Raw genomic sequence first — 17,907 nt, 5'->3', positions numbered from 1 at the left:
TTCACCATGGATGTTTCTCCACCAGCCGCTCCCCTCCCCCTCGGCGCCGGTGCGCCGACGCCCGGCATCGCCCTGGCCGGAGACCCGGCCCAGGCCCGCTCCCGCTTCGGCCTGGAGCGCCCGCTGCCCGAGGGGTTCGTCGAGCGGCTGGCCGCCACCGGCGTGGAGGTGGACGTCTCCCCCGCCACCCTGGCCGAGCACTCCCGCGACTGGTGGCCGATCGGCCTGGTGTGGGCCACCGAGGGCGAGGTGCCGGCCCTCGCCGGTGCGGTGGCCCGGCCCACCGACGTCGATGGCGTGGTGGCGGTCGTCAACGCCTGCGCCGCCGACGGCGTGCCGGTCACCGTCACCGGCGGCCGCTCCGGCGTGCTGGGCGCATCGGTTCCCCTGCTGGGCGGGGTGGCCCTGGACATGTGCGGCCTGGCCGGCATCGGCGCCGTCGATGCCACCTCCGGCATCGTGTCGGTGCTGCCGGGCACGTTTGGCGACGTGTTTGAGGCCGAGCTGCGGGCCGAGCACCAGCTGACCGTGGGGCACTGGCCCCAGTCGATGGCCCTGTCGACCGTCGGCGGCTGGGTGGCCTGCCGCGGCGCCGGCCAATTTTCAACCCGGTACGGCAAGATCGAGGACCTGGTGGTGGGCCTCGACGTCGTGTTGGCCGACGGCACGCTGATCACCACCGGCGGTGCGCCCCGCGCCGCCCAGGGACCCGACCTCACCCAGCTGTTCGTCGGCTCGGAGGGAACCCTGGGCGTCATCGTGGGCGTCCACCTGCGGGCCCGCCCGCTGCCCGCCACCGAAGGGCGGGCCGCCTATACCTTCGACACCCTGGACGCCGGCCTCGACGTGATGCGACGCACGGTGCAGCGGGGTGCCACCCCCGCCGTGCTGCGCCTGTACGACGCGGTGGAGGCCGACCGCGGCTTTGGCACCGGCGACGTGGCACTGCTGCTGGCGCTGGACGAGGGCGACCCCGCCATCATCGAGGCCACCCTGGGCGTGCTCGACGACGAGGCCACCGCACAGGGCACCACCGCCGACGTGGCGCTGGTCGAGAAGTGGATGCAGCGGCGCAACAACGTCGCCGAGCTGGAGGACCTGGTGGGCAAGGGCTTCGTCGTCGACACGATGGAGATCAGCGGGCCGTGGAGCGTGATGGCACCTCTGGCCCGCGACGTCGTGGCAGCGCTGGCCGCCGTGCCCGGCACGCTCGCCGCCTCGACGCACCAGTCCCACAGCTACCTTGACGGGGGCTGTTTGTACTTCACCTTCGCCGGCGGGGTGGAGCCCGAGCAGCGCACCGCCTACCACCAGCAGGCGTGGGCGGCGGCCACCCGTGCCGTGCTCGACGGCGGCGGGTCGCTGTCGCACCACCACGGCATCGGCATCGGCCGGGCGTCGTTCATGGCCGACGCGCTCGGCGGCGGCTTCGACGTGCTGCGGGCCGTCAAGGACGCGCTCGACCCCGAGAACCTGTTGAACCCGGGAGGGCTCGGCCTGGGGCCGGTGCCAGCCGAGGTCGACAGGGCAGGCGGTGCCGCATGAGCGAGCAGTACGAACCCATCGAGCCTGCCGAACCCGCCCCCGGGGCGTTTGCTGCCCTGCGCATGGACGCCATCGTGCGCGGCGGTGCCGTCACCGCCCTGCTGTGCGGCCCGCTGGCGATCGTCAACTCGTTGGCCCAGTCCGGCCGAGACAACCCGTCGTCGGGGATCGGCGCGCTGTTCTCGCTGCTGATCCTGATGTCGGCCGGCGTCGGCGGCTGGGTTGCCGGCGGCAGCGCACCCGGACGGGCCGTGCCCAACGGGGCCGCTGCGGCCGCCGCCGGGTACCTGGTGGTGCAGGCGATCGGCCTGCTGGTCGCCACCGTTTCCGGTGGGGTCGACGGCCTGGCCCTGATCGGCATCGTCTATCTGTCGCTGCTAATGGCGACGTGCGGCATGATCGGGGCTGCGATCGCCAACCGCCAGCACCGAGCCGGGCAGGCAGAGGAACAAGGGGAGCCAACGTGAGCGTGTTGATCATCGACGTGGGGACCAGCTCGATCCGGGTGGCGCGGGCCGCCCCCGACGGTTCACTGAGCGGCGAACGGCGGGTCCCGGCGCTGCCGATCACGCCGGTCCCGGGACTGGTCGAGTTTGACGCCGAGGAACTCGGACGCTCGGCGCTGCGTCTTGCCACCGAGTCGATCGAGGCCGACGGCGCCCCCGACGGCGTGGCGATCACCAACCAGCGGGCCTCCACCGTGGTCTGGGATCCGTCGACGGGCCGCCCGGTGGCGCCCGGCCAGGGCTGGCAGGACCTGCGCACGGTGGGCGACTGCCTGGTGCTGGCCGCCGAGGGGCTGCGGCTGGCGCCGAACCACAGCGCGACCAAGATGGCCAACCTGCTCAACGAGTTTGACCTCGACCGCTCCCGCGGGCTGCTGTGCGGCACGATCGACACGTTCCTGGCCTGGATCCTGTCCGGCGGCGCCACGTTTGTCACCGACGCCTCCAACGCCTCGATGACCGGCCTGACCACCACCGCAGCCGACGCCTGGAACTCGGCGGTGATCGACAAGCTGAACATCCCGCTGGCGTCGCTGCCGACCATCGGCGACTCGCTCGGCCACCTCGGCAGCCTCGATCGCCTGGCCGGCGCTCCCCCGCTGCTCGCCGTGCTGGGCGACCAGCAGGCGTCGATGATCGGCCAGGGCGCCGTCGTGCCCGACGCGGCCAAGGCCACCTTCGGCACCGGGGCGATGCTCGACGTTTGCACCCCGGGCGACCGCCCGACCGAGCCCCGCACCGCCGCCGGGTGCTTCCCGATCGCCGGCTGGTCGGTAGGCGGCACCCGCACCTGGGCGCTCGAAGCGATCATGTTGTCGGCGGGCACCAACGTCGAGTGGCTGCGCGACGACCTTGAGCTGTTCGGCGACGCAGCCGACTCCGACGCGCTGGCCGCCTCGGTGGACGACGCCGACGGCGTCGTGTTTGTGCCGGCCCCCCTTGGGCTGGGCACGCCTCACTGGGACTACGGCGCCCGCAGCGGCCTGTTTGGGCTGACCCGGGGCACGACCAAGGCCCACGTCACGCGGGCGGTGCTCGAAGGGGTCGCCCAACGGGGCGCCGAGCTGCTCGCCGCGGCCGAGGCCGACTCTGGGGCCGACATCGACGCATTGCGCATCGACGGTGGCATGTCACTCAACGCCACGTTCGTGCAGGCGCTGGCCAACGCCATCACCCGGCCGGTCGAGGTGTCGCCCGTGCTCGAGGCCACCGCCCGCGGCGGCGGCTTGGCCGCCGGCGTTGCGCTGGGCTGGTTCGATTCGGTGCCCGCGCTGGCCGAGCTGTGGCAGCCCGCCGAGGTGGTCGAACCCACCGGCGAATTCAACGGCGAGCGCTGGGCCGAGGCGGTGCGCCGGGTGGGCCACTGGCACCCCGACCTGTCCGCCATCGAGTTCTAGAAAGCTTCAGGCGCCGCCTTCTCCAGCGTCCACCAATTGGCAGGATGTCCGAGACGCTGTCACACACGCGAACAGCCCACCGTCGCCGTCGGCCACCACAAGAAAAACCTCGAGCGGGGGTTGGTCGCGTACCTCGTCGAACCGAACTGCCGTCGTGGTCATGTCCAAACTGTTTGCGGACCGCCTCAGCACGTCCCCCGTCCCGATGTCGAGCGCATAGCGGTTTCCGCTTCCGGTTGCGGATGCCTCGACCTCCTTCGAAGCATCTGAGATTGTTGATCCAACCTTGAGTTGGTTCCAGCGTTGGCCGGAATCATCCCAACGGAGCGTCGGCTGGTGTGTGACCACATCCCCTTCAATCTCGGCGGAGCCGTTGCTACAGCCCCCAAAAGGGGCTGATCCCGAGACCTTCGTCGAGCCGCCGGGAAGGTCCACCCATTGATCACCCTGGGGTTGCAACAGCTGGAATTCCACCTCGCTCGGCTTGCCATTGGCGACCGCCGTCACGGGGGTGCCAGCAACCGGAGCCTGACCGGCGCCCGACGTTCTCAGTGCCACCGGTCCGTCGTTCAGGACGCAGACCGGAGCGCTGGGGCTAGGCAGCGTGCGCTCGATTGTGCCGTCCGGGCCAATCCAATCAACCGAGTCGTCGGTCTCCACCACCATCTGGTTTCCGACCACCCCAGCGAGCCGTGCACCACCGATGGAGTCGGATTCCGTTGCTCCCAGCTCGACGGTCCAGCTCTCGTTCCCCTCGGCATTGAACGAGCGGAGCACGCTCGTTCCTCCGTTCGGACAGCGCGCGTCGACCATCGTGTCGCAGAGCACCCCGGACAGGACGATGTCGTCGTTGAAGCCAAGCATGGTCCTCACCACCAAGCCCCCCAGACCCGTCGTTCGACTGAACTCACGGCCATCAACCGTGTGCCACAGAGCCGGGTCCTCCCCGGCGCTGGCCACCCATCCGTTCCCTCCCGCCAAGCCGACCGCAGATGGAGCACCTTCGGAAAACGGAGTAGTCCCCTCGGTCGGGGTCGAGGCACCCTCACCGCCGCCGCAGCCAGCCAGCAGTGCGCACGCCCCGATCAGCAGGGGTACCCCCGCTCTCGACCCGCACCGTTTCGAGACGAACCTCATCGACCGAACCTACACACGGGGTGAGGAAGCGTGGCGTCGTTTAGCAGCCGGCGTCGGGCTCCTCGCCGGCGATCGTCCGGTCGAGCTGGCCGGTGTGCAGAAAGCGCCGGCGACGGTCGGCGTCGTCCAGCCCGAAGCGGCCGACCGCCCAGAGCAGGGCGCCCAGGCCGATCAGCTCGCCGACCAGCAGCCAGATGCCGGCGCTCAGCTCGGGCAGCGACTGGCCAAACGCGCCGGCGCCGCCGAGTGGCCACCAGAACAGCTCGGGGCGGGCGATCGACCCGTCGAGCACCAGGTGCACGAACATGACGATCGGGAGGCCCAACCAGCGGCGCCGCACCAGGCGCTTGCGCTGGGTGACCGCCATGACGACGATGAGCGCCACCACCGGCGCCAGCAGCGTGTGCAGCGGGCCGGTGCCCAAGGGCAGCTCGACGACGGGCAGAACCGCGCCCAACATCACCAGGCGGTAGTCGAGCGCCGGGCTGCGGAAGATCGTCCACACCGCCACCCAGGCGACCCCGGCGTAGAACAAGACCATGGTGGTGCCGGGCCGCTCAGCGGGCCAGGAGCCGTCCGCACTCCGGGCAGCTGACCTGCTGATCGGCGGGGGCACGCTTGATCGTGTCCAGGTCGACGGCGGGCAGGCTGAGGTGGCAGCCCGAGCAGCGCCCGCCGGACAGCTGGGCAATCGCCACCCCGCCGAAGCGTGTGCGCAGCTGGTCGTACGAGGTGAGCAGGGCGTCGTCGAGCGGCTCGGCCAGCTCGGCACGACGAGCTGCGAGGGAGTCGAGGTCGGAGTTGATCACCTCGGAGGCGGCGTCGAGGCGGGCGGTGGCCGCCTCGCGCTGTTCGGCGGCCTTCGACGCGACGTCGAGCAGCTTGGCCCGCTCGGCGTCGACCGGTTCGAGCTGCTCCATCACGTCGAGCTGCTGGTCCTCGACATCGCGCCGGTGTCGCTTCAGCGAGTTGAGCTCGCTCTGCAGGTCGGTCAGTTCCTTGGGCGCCCGCACGGTGCCGCCGTACAGGGTGGCCTCCACCTCCTCGACGTGGGAGGTGATCGACGAGATCTCATCGTCGAAGCGCTTCTGTTGGCGCCCCAGCTCGTGGCGCTGCTCGTCCAGCGTGGCCAGGGACTCGGCCGCTTCGTCCTCCGCCCGCTTCGCTGCGTCCACCTCGATCCGTTCGGGGAGGTTGGCCATCCGGTGACGGAGCTGATCCGCCTCGGTGTCGAGCGCCTGCAGGGCGAGAAGATCGTGCACGCCCTAATCCAACCCGATGACGGCCGCCGTGACAATTGCGGCGCAACGGGTATGGGTCACCCCAGGCTCCCACCGAAGCGGGCGGCGGGGGCCGGCGGGAAGCTCACCTCGGGCAGATCGGCGTGCAGCTTGGTCATGAACGCCTGCCAGATCTCGGTTGGATAGGTACCGCCGGTCACTCGAATGCCGCCGACGCTGCGCATCTTGTCCTGGCTGGTCTTGGGGTTGCCCATCCACACCGCAGTGGCCATGTAGGGCGAATAGCCGACGAACCAGGCGTCGGCGTAGTCCTGGGTGGTACCGGTTTTGCCGGCCACCGGCTGTCCCCAGAGGCGAGCCTTGGTGCCGGTGCCCCGCTCGACGTTGGCCTCGAGCACCTGGGTGACGAACCGGGCCACCTCCGGCGCCATGGCGGTCGACGGCGACGGCTGATGCTGAAGGATCACCTGCCCCTGAGCGTTCTCCACCTTCTCGACCAGGTACGGGGCGCTGTATTGGCCGTCGGCTGCGAACGCCGCGTAGGCGGCCGCCATCTTCATCGGGGTGACTTCCTCGGTGCCCAGCGGCATCGAGATGTTGGTGTCGATGCCGGTGATCCCGAGCTTGCCGACAAAATCGACCACCTTGCCCAGACCCACCCTCCGCCCCAACCGCACGAACGCGCAGTTGCTCGACTTCACCGTCTGTTCCTGCAGGCTGGTGGTTGCACCCGACGAGCCGTCGTAGTTGCTCACCGTGTAGGGGTTGGGAACCCCGCCCGGGTTGGGGAACGAGCAGGGTCCCGTGCCGTCGATGATGTCGTTGGGCACCTGCCCCTGGCTGAAGGCGGTCGCCAGCACGAACGGCTTGAACGACGACCCCGGCTGACGCCCCGGTTCCTGGGTGGCGGCATTGAACTGGTTCTCCCCACCGAGCGGACCGCCGACGAGCGCCTTCACCCGGCCACTGCCGGGTTCGACGGCCGCCAACGCCGACACGAACCGGCCACCGGTGTCGGGCGTCTTCGCCCGCACCGCCTCCTCAGCGTCGCCCTGCGCCTTGGGATCGAAGGTGGTGTAGACCTTCAGCCCACCCTTGTACAGCAGGTCCTCACCGATCTGCGGGTCGGCGATCAGCGTGCGCTTCACCTCTTCGACGAAATAGTTGGTGCCGATCGTCTGATTCTCGGTCACCCCGACCGGCACCGGGGTGAGAGTGGTGGGCAACGGTGCGGCGTTGATCGTTTCCTCGATATCGGGGGTAATCACGTCCAGCTGACGGAGCCGCTTGGCCACCAACGCCCGGCGGGACTTGGACGTGTCGGGGTTCTTGATCGGGTCGTACCTCGTCGGGTTGGGGATGATCGAGACCAGCAGGGCGATCTCGGGCCACTGCAGCTGATCGACCTCCTTGTTGAAGTACGTCTGGGAGGCGGCCTGCACGCCGTACGCCCGGTTGCCCAGGTAGACGATGTTGAGATAGCGCTCGAGGATCTGGTCCTTGGGCATCTGCTTCTCGAGACGAATGGCCAGCGCCGCCTCCTTCACCTTGCGCTCCACCGTCTGCTGGGTGCCGAGCAACGACTGCTTCACCAACTGCTGGGTGATCGTGGAGCCACCCTGGGAAATGTCGCCCGACTGGGTGTTGGCCACCAGCGCTCGCAGGGTGCCGCGAATGTTGACACCGTTGTGCTGGTAGAAGTTGCGATCCTCGATACCAACGACCGCTTCCTGAAGCTGTTTGGGCATCTTGGACAGCGGCACCAGCTCGCGGTCCTCGGCCCGACGCAGGATGGCCAGCTCGTTACCGTCGGCGTCGTAGACGACCGAGCGGGAGTTCAGCTGCTCCAGGATGATGTCGGGCTGTTCGGGAACGCTGGCCAGATGGGCGGTCGAGCCGACCTGCTGGGCGAGCATTCGGGTAGCAACCACGGTGCCCGCCACGCCGACCGCCATGGTCACCAGGATACGGAGGATCGTGCCCGATTTGGAAAGAAGGGTGCGCCACACAGTCTTCCCATGGTACTTGCGGCGTCGACGACCCCCACAGCGGGCGGGCTGTGGGGCCCTCAGCTAGAAGTCGTCGTCGAAGCCGACCGTACCCTCGACGCCCACCTGATAGGAGGCGACGGTGCGTTCGAAGAAGTTGGTCAGCTCCTGCACGTCCTGGAGGTCGAGGAACCCAAACGGGTTCTGCGAGCCCCACTTGGGCGCGTAGCCCAGGGCGCCGAGACGCTGATCGGCGACGAACTGCAGGTACTCGCGGGTGTCGGCCAGGCTCAGCCCGGTGACGCCCTGGCTGAGCAGGTCCTCGGCGAAGGCGTACTCGCACTCGACCGCTTCGGTCATCATCTGGCGCACCTCGGCCTCGAGCTCGTCGTCGAAGAGGTCGGGCTCCTCCTCGCGCACCTGCTCGACGACCGCCAGGGCGAAGTTCATGTGCATCGACTCGTCACGAAACACCCAGTTGGTGCCGCTGGCCAGGCCGTTGAGCAGCCCCTTGGAGCGCAGGAAGTACACGTACGCAAATGCGGCGAAGAAGAACAGCCCCTCGATGCAGCTACCGAAGCAGATCAGGTTGAGCAGAAACGCCCGGCGCTCCTCACGGGTGTTCAGCTCGTCGAGCTCGGAGATCGAGCCGATCCATTTGAAGCAGAAGTCGCCCTTGGCCTTGATCGACGGGATGTTGTCGATGGCGGCGAACGCCTGGTTGCGCTCCTCGGGGTTGGGCAGATAGGTGTCGAGCAGCGTCAAATAGAACTGGACGTGCAGCGCCTCTTCGTAGAGCTGACGCGAGAGGTACATGCGGGCTTCGGGGCTGTTGATGTGCTGGTACAGGTTGAGCACCAGGTTGTTGGACACGATCGAGTCGCCGGTGGCGAAGAACGCCACCAGGCGGCTGATCAGGTGCTGTTCGGCCGGGGTGAGGCGGGTGTTGAGGTCGGTGACGTCGTCGGCGAAGTCGACCTCGTCCACCGTCCAGGTGTTGCGGATGGCGTTCTGGTACATGTCGTAGAACTCGGGGTAGCGCATGGGGCGCAGCGTCAGGTTGAACCCCGGGTCCAACAGAGCGGCCCCGCCGGTCGAGCGCTGCTCTGCGGTCGCCGGTGCGGTCGGCTCCAGCGCCGGCGCCGCAGCGCCGTCGATGTAGGGGGTCTGGCTTGCAATGGGCGTTTCAGACAGTGCGGTACTGGTCATGGACATGGGCGCGGTTGCTCCTTCGAGGGTGATGGTGTGGTTGGCGTTCGGCGCTACTGGCAGGAGTCGCAGGACTCGGGGTTCTCCAGCGAGCAACTCACCGCGTCGCCGTCGGTGCTGGTCGACTGCGAGGTCGCCTTGGTGGTGTTGGTCTGGTTGATGCGGGTCGCCGGACGTGACCGCAGGTAGTAGGTGGTCTTCAGCCCCTGCTTCCAGGCGTACAGGTACATCGACGACAACTTGCCGATGTTGGGGGACTCCATGAACAGGTTGAGCGACTGGCTCTGGTCGATGAAGGCGCCGCGATCGGCGGCCATGTCGATCAGGCTGCGCATCGGCAGCTCCCACGTGGTGCGGAAGCGCTCCCGGATATCGGCCGGGATCTCCTCGATGTGGGCGATCGAGCCCTCGGAGCGCTTGATGGCGCCGGTGACGTCCTCGTTCCACAGCCCCCGGCTTTGCAGCTCCCGCACCAGATAGGTGTTGACCTGAAGGAACTCGCCCGAGAGGGTCTCCCGCTTGAACAGGTTGGACACCTGGGGCTCGATGCACTCGTAGCACCCGGCGATCGAGGCGATCGTCGCCGTGGGGGCGATGGCGATCATCAACGAGTTGCGCAGGCCGACCTGGGCGATGCGGGCCTTGAGGGCACCCCAGCGGTCGGGGTCGGTCGGGGTCACGCCCCACAGGTCGAACTGCAGGTCGCCCTTGGCGGCCCGGGTTTCGGCGAATGCGCTGTGGGCACCGGAGGTCTCGGCCAGCGTCGCCGAAGCGGTCAGGGCGTGGAAGTAGATCTCCTCGGAGATGCGGGCGGACAACACCCGGGCCTCGGGCGAGTCGAAGGCCATCTTCAGCTTGAAGAACACGTCCTGGAGGCCCATCAGGCCCAACCCGACCGGGCGCCACTTGGCGTTGGAGTTGCCGGCCGCGTCGGTGGGATAGAAGTTGATGTCGACCACCCGGTCGAGGAAGGGCAGCGCAAGGGCCACCACGTCGCCCAACCGCTCAAAGTCGAAGGCGAGTTCGCCGGCGCTGTTGGGCCGCACCATCGCCGACAGGTTGACAGAGCCCAGGTTGCACACCGCTGTCTCGGCCTGGTTGGTCACCTCGAGGATCTCGGTGCACAGGTTGGACAGGTGCACCACGTTGCCGGGGGTGCCGGTCTGGTTGCACTTGGTGTTGGAGGCGTCCTTGAAGGTCATCCAGCCGTTGCCGGTCTGGGCCAGGCTGCGCATCATCTTGGCGTACAGCTCACGGGCCGGAACCTGGCGGACATAACGCCCCGCCGACTCGGCCTCGGCATAGGCGGCGCGGAACTCGTCGCCGTAGAGGTCGACCAGCTCGGGCACCTCCTTGGGGTCGAACAGCGACCACTGCCAGTCCTTCTCCACCCGCTCCATGAACAGGTCGGGCACCCAGTTGGCGACGTTGAGGTTGTGGGCCCGCCGGGCGGCGTCGCCGGTGTTGTCCTTGAGGTCGAGGAACTCCTCGACGTCCGCGTGCCAGCTTTCGAGGTAGACGCACGCGGCGCCCTTGCGGCGACCGCCCTGGTTGACCGCCGCCACCGAGCTGTCGAGGGTCTTGAGGAACGGCACGATCCCGTTGGACAGGCCATTGGTGCCCTTGATCAGCGAGCCACGCGCACGGATGCGGGAGAACGACAGGCCGATGCCACCGGCGTGCTTGGACAGGCGGGCCACGTCCTTGTATCGGTCATAGATGGCGTCGAGTGAGTCCTCCGGGCTGTCGAGCAGATAGCAGCTCGACATCTGCGGGTGGGAGGTGCCCGAGTTGAACAGCGTGGGGCTGGACGGCAGGTACTCGAGCGCCGAGATCAGGTTGTAAAACTCGATCGCCTCGCTGGTGCTCGTCGCCAGGCCGCAGGCGACGCGCATGAGGAAGTACTGCGGGTTCTCGGTGACCTTGCGCTCGGTCGGGTGGCGCAACAGGTAGCGGTCGTACACGGTGCGTAGGCCGAAGAACTCGTAGTTCCAGTTGCGCTCCGGCGCGATGGCGGCGTCGAGCTCGGCTGCGTTGGCGGCGACGAACTTCGACGTTGTTGCGCCGATCAGGCCCTCGGCGGTGCCGAGGGCAACCGACTCGGAGAACGATCCGACGCCCAGGCGGGCGACCTCCTCGTCGATGATCACGCCCAGCAGGCGGGCGGCCAGACGGCTGTAGTTGGGCTCCTCGGAGATCAACGCCGCCGCGGTGCGCACCGCCAGGTGGTCGAGCTCCTCGGTGGTCGAACCATCGACCAGCCCGGAGATGGTGCGCAGCGCCACACGCATCGGGTCGACGGCGTCCAGGCCGTCGGCGCAGCGCTCGACGCGGGCAACGATCTTGTTGAGGTCGATCGCATCGAGGCTGCCGTCCCGCTTGCGTACCCGCATTCGCGGCATCTCGCCCAGAGTGGCGTCGCCAAGCCCGGACGGGTCGTCCAGGGCGATCGAACGAAGGTCTTCCTGGATGGCCATGTGCTCCCCTACCCCTACATCTTGTGGTGAACTGCCGTCCTGAGGTCTGTTGACCCCACATCTTGGGTGGCAGGCATGTAATTACAGCCATGGAACTACGGACGTGTCAACGGTAACGGTGGAGAATCTCCAAGACCCTTGCGCTGTCGCTGAATATGAGATGGGACCCGGCCGGGCATCTCCGCCAGACTGGAACCCATGGCCCCCCTCAACTCCGACTCCACTCCCCAGGACGGGCACTACCCGACCGTGCCGTCGAGGGCCGACTACCCCGAACTCGAACGGGGGATCCTGGCCCGCTGGGCCGCCGACGGCACCTTCCAGGCATCGATCGACGCCCGCAGCCCCGACGATGAGTTCGTCTTCTACGACGGCCCGCCCTTCGCCAACGGACTCCCCCACTACGGCCACCTGCTCACCGGCTACGTGAAGGATGTCGTGCCCCGCTACCAGACGATGCGGGGCAAGCGGGTGGAGCGCCGCTTCGGCTGGGACTGCCACGGCCTACCCGCCGAGATGGAGACCGAGCGCCAGCTGGGCGTGGCCGGCCACGCGGCGATCAACGAGTACGGCGTGGACCGCTTCAACGACGCCTGCCGCACGTCGGTGTTGCGCTACACCGGCGAATGGGAGCGCTACGTCACCCGGCAGGCCCGCTGGGTCGACTTCGACAACGATTACAAGACGATGGACCTCACCTACATGGAGTCGGTGATCTGGGCCTTCAACCAGCTGTACGAGAAGGGCCTGATCTACGAGGCCAAGAAGGTGATGCCCTACTCCTGGGGCGCCGAGACCCCCCTGAGCAACTTCGAGATCCGCCTCGACGACGCCATGCGCCCCCGCCAGGACCCGGCACTCACCGTGGCGTTCGCGCTGACCGCGCCCGACGCCGCCGTCCTCAGCCAGGCCGCCGGCCTGGCCGGGCCCGACACCCCGGTCGTGCTGCTCGCCTGGACGACCACCCCCTGGACCCTCCCGGCCAACCAGGCCCTCGCCGTCGGCGAGGACATCGCCTACGACCTGGTCGAGCTGAACGGCGTCGTCCACGTCATCGGCAGCGACGTGCGGGACAACTACGAGCGCGAGCTGGGCGAGGGCACGCTGGTGGGCGCCGTCACCGGCGAGGCGTTGGTCGGCCTTCGCTACGTGCCGCTGTTCGACTACTTCGCCAGCGAAGCGGACGAGCGGGGCGCCTTCCGGGTGCTGACCGCCGATTTCGTCGACACCACCGACGGCACGGGCATCGTGCACATCGCCCCCGGCCACGGCGAGGACGACCAGCGCCTCGGCACCGAGGCCGGGCTGGAGATGATCTCACCGGTCGACGAGAAGGGCCGCTACACGGCCGAGGTGACCGACTGGGCCGGCACCAACGTGCTCGACGCCAACCCGCTGATCATCGCCGCCCTCAAGGAGCGCGGCGTCGTTCTGCGCCAGGAGACCTACGACCACAACTATCCCCACTGCTGGCGCACCGACACCCCGATCATCTACCGGGCGGTGTCGTCGTGGTTCGTCGAGGTCACCGCCATCCGCGACCGCCTGGTCGACCTGAACCAACAGATCAGCTGGATCCCCGACCATGTGCGCGACGGCCAGTTCGGCCAGTGGCTGGAGGGCGCCCGCGACTGGTCGATCTCCCGCAACCGGTTCTGGGGCACGCCGATTCCCGTGTGGCGCAGCGACGACCCCGCCTACCCGCGCATCGACGTCTACGGCTCGCTCGACGAGCTCGAAGCCGACTTCGGGGTGCGTCCGGACGAGCTGCACCGCCCCACCATCGATGAGTTGGTGCGTCCCAACCCGGACGATCCAACCGGCAAGTCGATGATGCGTCGGGTCGCCGAGGTGTTCGACTGCTGGTTCGAGTCCGGGTCGATGCCCTTCGCCCAGGTGCACTACCCCTTCGAAAACGCCGAGTGGTTCGACGAGCACAGCCCGGCCGACTTCATTGTCGAGTACATCGCCCAGACCCGCGGCTGGTTCTACACCCTGCACGTTCTGGCCGGTGCGCTGTTCGACCGTCCTGCGTTCTCCAACGTGATCTGCCACGGCGTCGTGTTGGACCACGAGGGCCGCAAGCTGTCCAAGCGACACCGCAACTACGCCGACCCCGAAGAGGTGATGGAGTCGATCGGTTCGGACGCGCTGCGCTGGCACCTGATGAGTTCGCCGGTGATCCGTGGCGGCGACCTGAAGGTGTCCGAGGACGGCGCCGAGTTCAACGAGGTGGTGCGGCTGGTCCTCAACCCGATCTGGAATACCTTCAGCTTCTTCACCACCTACGCCAACATCGACGGCTATCGGGCCCGGTTCCGCGCCGACGCCACCGGTGCGCTCGACCGCTACCTGTTGGCCAAGACCGCCCGGTTGCGCGACGCAATGACCGAGGCGCTGGACACCTACGACATCCCCGGCGCCTGCAACCAGGTCACCAGCTACCTCGATGCGCTCACCAACTGGTACGTCCGACGCTCCCGCGACCGGTTCTGGGCGCCGGCATCGGGTCCCGATGCATCGGGCGCCGACAAAGCCGACGCCTACGACACGCTGTACACGGCGCTGAGCACGCTGTGCCGCCTGGTGGCACCGCTACTGCCCATGGTGGCCGAAGAGGTGTTCACCGGCCTGACCGGGGAGCGGTCCGTGCATCTGACCGATTGGCCGGAACCGGACGAGCTGCCGGCCGACCCCGAGCTGGTCGACGCCATGGACCGGGTGAGGGCGGTCGCCTCCGCCGTGCTCTCCCAGCGTGAGGACCGGCGCCTGCGCACCCGCCTGCCGCTGGCCGAGCTGGTCGTTGCCGGTGCAAGCGCCCACTCCTTGGAGCCCTTCACCGGCCTGATCGCCGACGAGCTCAACGTCAAGACGGTGCGCCTCGAGGACGACGCATCCGCCTTTGCCCAGGCCGTGCTGCGCCCCAACGCCCGCCTGCTCGGGCCCCGCCTGGGCAAGTCGGTGCAGCAGGTGCTGGCCGCTGCGCGTGCCGGCGACTGGGCCACCGGCCCCGACGGCACGGTCGAGGCTGCCGGCGAAGTGCTCGCACCCGAGGAGTACGAGCTGGCGATGGTATCGACCGGCGACGACGACGCACGGGCGACCACCGCCGTGCGCATGGTCGATCCCGAGGGGCACGCCGTCGACCTGGGGCTGGTCGTCAGCCTGGACCTGACGCTGACCGACGAACTGATCGCCGAGGGACGCTCCCGCGATGTGGTGCGCGCCATCCAGCAGGCCCGCAAGGACGCCGGGTTCCGGTTGACCGATCGTATTCGCGTGTCGGTGGCCAGCGACTCGCCCGAGCTTGCGGCGGCGATCGAAGCTCATCGCGGTCACATCGCTGCGGCGACCTTGGCCGACGAGTTCGAATTCGTCGAGGGCGACCGGGTCGAACGCCTGAGCCGGAAGGTGGACGTCGACGGGGCGCATCTGGCCTTCGAGGTAGCTCAGCTGGGGTGAACCACCCAGGGTGGCTGGCCGCTGACGGACCGTCGAAACTTCCTCCTGCACGACCAAATCTCGCTGTCAAAGTGCTTGTAGGTGCCGTTCCAACCTACGTACGATGAGCGCGACACCGCGACGATCGACTGTCATCCCACCTCCAACCGTGTAGCAGCCCGTCGTCGTGGTTGATGGCTCACTCAAACGAGCCGCGACAGGGGAGGCACACCGGTGCCTCCCCTGCCTCGCGCCGAGGTCCCCACCCGACGGTTCGATTTTTGGCGGTCTGGGTACTGATCACCCGTGGGACTACGCCGGACATCATCGAACGCCGCCCGTCGGGGCGGCCTGGCCATCGGCGGGGGCTTTATGGCCGTGCTCGTCGCCTTGGCCTGCGCCGTCGTCCTCATGCTGAGCGGCATCATCCCGGTGTTCGGGCGGTCCACGACCGTCGACCGCACACAGACGCCGGTGTTGCAACGGATCGCCAAGCTCAATCAGTTCACGGCTGCGACCGGCACGTTTCAGGTGATCGTCGACATCGAGGACGACGTGGGAGGCCTGCCATCCATTCTCGCCGGCGAACGCACCCTGATGGTGGCCTCCGGCGAGGTCGAGGCCGAGGTTGACTTCACCGGCCTCAAGTCCGACGCCATCGTGGTCGACGATGCCGACGGCTCCGTCGTGGTCACCATCCCTCCCCCCACGCTGACCTCGGCCCGCATCGACAACTCAAAAACGCGCGTCTACAGCCGGGAGCGCGGGCTGCTCAACCGGGTCGAGGACCTCGTCTCCGACCAGCCGGTCGACGACCAGGCGCTGTACGTCGAGGCCGAGAACCGGATGGAGGATGCAGCCGCTGCCAGCGACCTGTCCGGCCTCGCCCGACGCAACACCGAGGACATGTTGGTGGCGATGTTGGGCTCGGTCGGCTACGACGACGTGACCGTCGTGTTTGACTCAAACGACGCACCCCGGCGGTCGGAAGAGGCGGTCGACCCTGGCGCCAACGGCTGACGGTCTCTCGACCGACATTGATCTAGACGGGCAGCGCCTCAAGCTGGTCGTTGAGCACCCCGACCGGGCGGCCGGCCGACAGCACCATCGCCACCTGGGAGGCAGCGGCGTGACGGCGGGCCTCGACCTCGCCGATACCCTCGTCGGGCGTGGAATAGGCGAGCTGGTCGAGCGACCAGCCCACGGCGCTGACCGGCGTACCCGGAACGGTCGACGCGGCGGCGCCCCGAACCTGGGACTCGGAGACCAGCCCGACCAACTGGCCCGATTCGTTGGCCAACGGAAAGTACTCATACGCCGGGTTGGGGTCGACCACGTTGGCGAGAAACCACCCCGACGGTGCCCAAGCCGCCTGGGCGGGGGCCACCGGCCCCATCCGATCGCCAACACACCCCAGCACCGGCGCGCGCTTGGACCACACGTCCGAGGCGATCACCAGGAAACCGCCGACGACCAGCGCCCACCAGGCGGACAGCCCAAGAAGCGGACGGCCCCACCACAAGAACAGCGCGCTCACGCTCATCAGCGACAGCCCGAGGGACAACCCCGAATAGCTGACCGCCCGCTGGGCCAGCGACCGGTTGCCCGAACCCCACCAGACCAGCGCCATCATCACCCGGCCGCCATCGAGCGGGAAGCCGGGCAGCAGGTTGATCACCACCATCGCCACGTTGGCCCAGGCCAGGGCCCCCAGGATGTCGGCGCTCAGCCAGGCCTCGGCGCCGATGGCAAACCGGTGACCCGCCACAGCGGCGACCGCACAACCGGCGGAGGCCAACGGCCCAGCCAGCGCCACCCAGAATTCCGACACCGGATCGGGCGGGGCGGATTCAAGCTCGGCGGCGCCACCGTAGAACAGCAGCGAGATCCGCCGAACACCGATCCCAAAATGCCGGGCAGCGATCGTGTGGCCGATTTCGTGGAGAAGTACCGAGGCCAGATACCCGACCACGAAGCTGAGCCCCATCGACACGGCGGTCGAGGTTTCAACGCCGGCTCGGCTCACCAGCGAGGTGGCGGTGATCCAGGCGATCAGCCCGCCGACGAGCAGCACTGACCATTGGATGTACAGCGGCACCCCAAAGAGGCGCCCGATTCGCAGGCTGGCTCGCACGGGCACATTCTACGGGCAGCGCGCTACCACCGGGCGTTCGCCCTGTGAGGAAGCTTGGTCGGCTCAGTGCACTTGGGCTGCGGGTTCGGGGGCGCTGATTTCGCCGACCGCTCGCACATCGGCCGGCGACAGGCGATCATGTCGCCATGAGCTTCTATACCGACCGCATCCTGCCGCCGATCATCGATCGCGTGCTCAGCACCGGACACGTGAAGAAGCACCGTTCCCACGTCATCCCCGGCGCGGTCGGCACCGTCGTCGAGCTGGGCTTCGGCACCGGCACCAACCTGGAGTTCTACGACGTCGACGCTGTCGACGAGGTGCTGGCGATCGACCCGGCCAGCGGTGCCCGCAACCGGGCGGCCGCCCGCATCAGCAACTGGCCCAAGCCGGTCCGTTGGGTCGCCCTCGACGGCGAGCACCTCCCCATGGAAGACGCCTCGGTCGACACCGTGGTGGCCGCCTTCACCCTGTGCACGATCCCCGACGTTGCGTCGGCGCTGGCCGAGGCGCGCCGGGTACTCAAGCCGAACGGTCAGCTGCGCTACCTGGAGCACGGTCTGCACGACGACTCCCGGGTGGCCGCCCGCCAGCGGCTCATCGAGCCGGTGTGGAAGGTGTTCTCCGGAGGATGCCACCTCACCCGCGACCCCGATGAGCTCGTGCGGGAGGCGGGTTTTGAGCTGATCGAGTCGACCCGTCACACCATGCCCGGACCACCCATCACCAACGCGCTCTATGAGGGCGTCGCCGTGCCGGCCGGGCACTCCTGACTGTGTGGGCGCTGAGGGACTCGAACCCCCGACCCCCTCCTTGTAAGGGAGGTGCTCTA

13 protein-coding genes are annotated in these 17,907 nt (G+C 68.4%); 6 read left to right on the top strand and 7 right to left on the bottom strand.

The annotated features are described in order from the left end of the window. Positions 1 to 6: 6 nt before the first annotated feature. The 3 genes from PKD89_RS17485 to PKD89_RS17475 are packed head-to-tail and all read left to right on the top strand — an operon-like array spanning position 7 to position 3,448. The gene (locus tag PKD89_RS17485) at positions 7 to 1,545 is read left to right on the top strand and encodes an FAD-binding oxidoreductase (protein ID WP_289012094.1); all 1,539 of its coding nucleotides are present in this window, start codon (positions 7 to 9) and stop codon (positions 1,543 to 1,545) included. Next, positions 1,542 to 2,012 carry a hypothetical protein gene (locus tag PKD89_RS17480; RefSeq protein WP_287392359.1) on the top strand — a complete coding sequence of 157 codons (471 nt, stop codon included), beginning with the start codon at positions 1,542 to 1,544 and terminating at the stop codon, positions 2,010 to 2,012. The genes PKD89_RS17485 and PKD89_RS17480 overlap by 4 nt, the downstream gene beginning before the upstream one ends. Then, entirely contained in the window at positions 2,009 to 3,448 is a 1,440-nt protein-coding gene (locus PKD89_RS17475) for an FGGY family carbohydrate kinase (protein ID WP_289012095.1), read from the top strand. Before PKD89_RS17480 ends, PKD89_RS17475 begins: the two co-directional genes overlap by 4 nt. A 6-nt stretch (positions 3,449 to 3,454) precedes the next feature. On the opposite strand, the gene PKD89_RS17470 is transcribed toward PKD89_RS17475, so the two are convergent. From PKD89_RS17470 to PKD89_RS17445, 6 genes are all read right to left on the bottom strand, one after another. Then, on the bottom strand, positions 3,455 to 4,408 hold the full coding sequence (locus tag PKD89_RS17470) for a hypothetical protein (protein ID WP_324332650.1): 954 nt from the start codon (positions 4,406 to 4,408) through the stop codon (positions 3,455 to 3,457). Between the two features lie 217 nt (positions 4,409 to 4,625). Next, positions 4,626 to 5,126, bottom strand: a complete 501-nt coding sequence (locus tag PKD89_RS17465) for a hypothetical protein (RefSeq protein ID WP_324332649.1) — start codon at positions 5,124 to 5,126, stop codon at positions 4,626 to 4,628. Between the two features lie 16 nt (positions 5,127 to 5,142). Beyond that, positions 5,143 to 5,847, bottom strand: coding sequence for a zinc ribbon domain-containing protein (locus PKD89_RS17460; protein WP_287374144.1), 705 nt, complete (start codon positions 5,845 to 5,847; stop codon positions 5,143 to 5,145). Between the two features lie 56 nt (positions 5,848 to 5,903). Next, positions 5,904 to 7,835 (bottom strand): transglycosylase domain-containing protein, encoded by a 1,932-nt coding sequence (locus tag PKD89_RS17455; protein ID WP_289012097.1) that lies wholly within the window; start codon positions 7,833 to 7,835, stop codon positions 5,904 to 5,906. Positions 7,836 to 7,898: 63 nt separating this feature from the next. Further along, entirely contained in the window at positions 7,899 to 9,023 is a 1,125-nt protein-coding gene (locus PKD89_RS17450) for a ribonucleotide-diphosphate reductase subunit beta (RefSeq protein WP_425591263.1), read from the bottom strand. Positions 9,024 to 9,076: 53 nt separating this feature from the next. After that, on the bottom strand, positions 9,077 to 11,500 hold the full coding sequence (locus PKD89_RS17445; RefSeq protein ID WP_289012098.1) for a ribonucleoside-diphosphate reductase subunit alpha: 2,424 nt from the start codon (positions 11,498 to 11,500) through the stop codon (positions 9,077 to 9,079). A 198-nt stretch (positions 11,501 to 11,698) separates the two neighbouring features. Here PKD89_RS17445 and ileS point away from each other — a divergent pair, with 198 nt between their 5' ends. Both ileS and PKD89_RS17435 read left to right on the top strand, forming a co-directional pair. Beyond that, the gene (gene ileS, locus PKD89_RS17440; RefSeq protein WP_289012099.1) at positions 11,699 to 14,962 is read left to right on the top strand and encodes an isoleucine--tRNA ligase; all 3,264 of its coding nucleotides are present in this window, start codon (positions 11,699 to 11,701) and stop codon (positions 14,960 to 14,962) included. A 285-nt stretch (positions 14,963 to 15,247) separates the two neighbouring features. Then, positions 15,248 to 15,961, top strand: coding sequence for a DUF4230 domain-containing protein (locus PKD89_RS17435; protein WP_289012100.1), 714 nt, complete (start codon positions 15,248 to 15,250; stop codon positions 15,959 to 15,961). A gap of 22 nt (positions 15,962 to 15,983) precedes the next feature. Here the strand turns inward: PKD89_RS17435 and PKD89_RS17430 are convergent, their stop codons facing one another. Continuing rightward, complete coding sequence (locus tag PKD89_RS17430; protein ID WP_324332643.1) at positions 15,984 to 17,075, bottom strand: site-2 protease family protein; 1,092 nt, start codon at positions 17,073 to 17,075, stop codon at positions 15,984 to 15,986. A gap of 146 nt (positions 17,076 to 17,221) precedes the next feature. Between PKD89_RS17430 and PKD89_RS17425 the strand changes: the two genes are divergently transcribed. Further along, the gene (locus PKD89_RS17425) at positions 17,222 to 17,848 is read left to right on the top strand and encodes a class I SAM-dependent methyltransferase (RefSeq protein ID WP_287374152.1); all 627 of its coding nucleotides are present in this window, start codon (positions 17,222 to 17,224) and stop codon (positions 17,846 to 17,848) included. The last annotated feature ends 59 nt before the right edge of the window (positions 17,849 to 17,907 follow it).

Origin of the sequence: Candidatus Neomicrothrix sp., assembly GCF_035329545.1 — a bacterium.
GTDB lineage: Bacteria > Actinomycetota > Acidimicrobiia > Acidimicrobiales > Microtrichaceae > Microthrix > Microthrix subdominans.
Note: the sequence above shows the minus strand (reverse complement) of the source record. Positions and strands in the feature narration are given on the sequence as shown.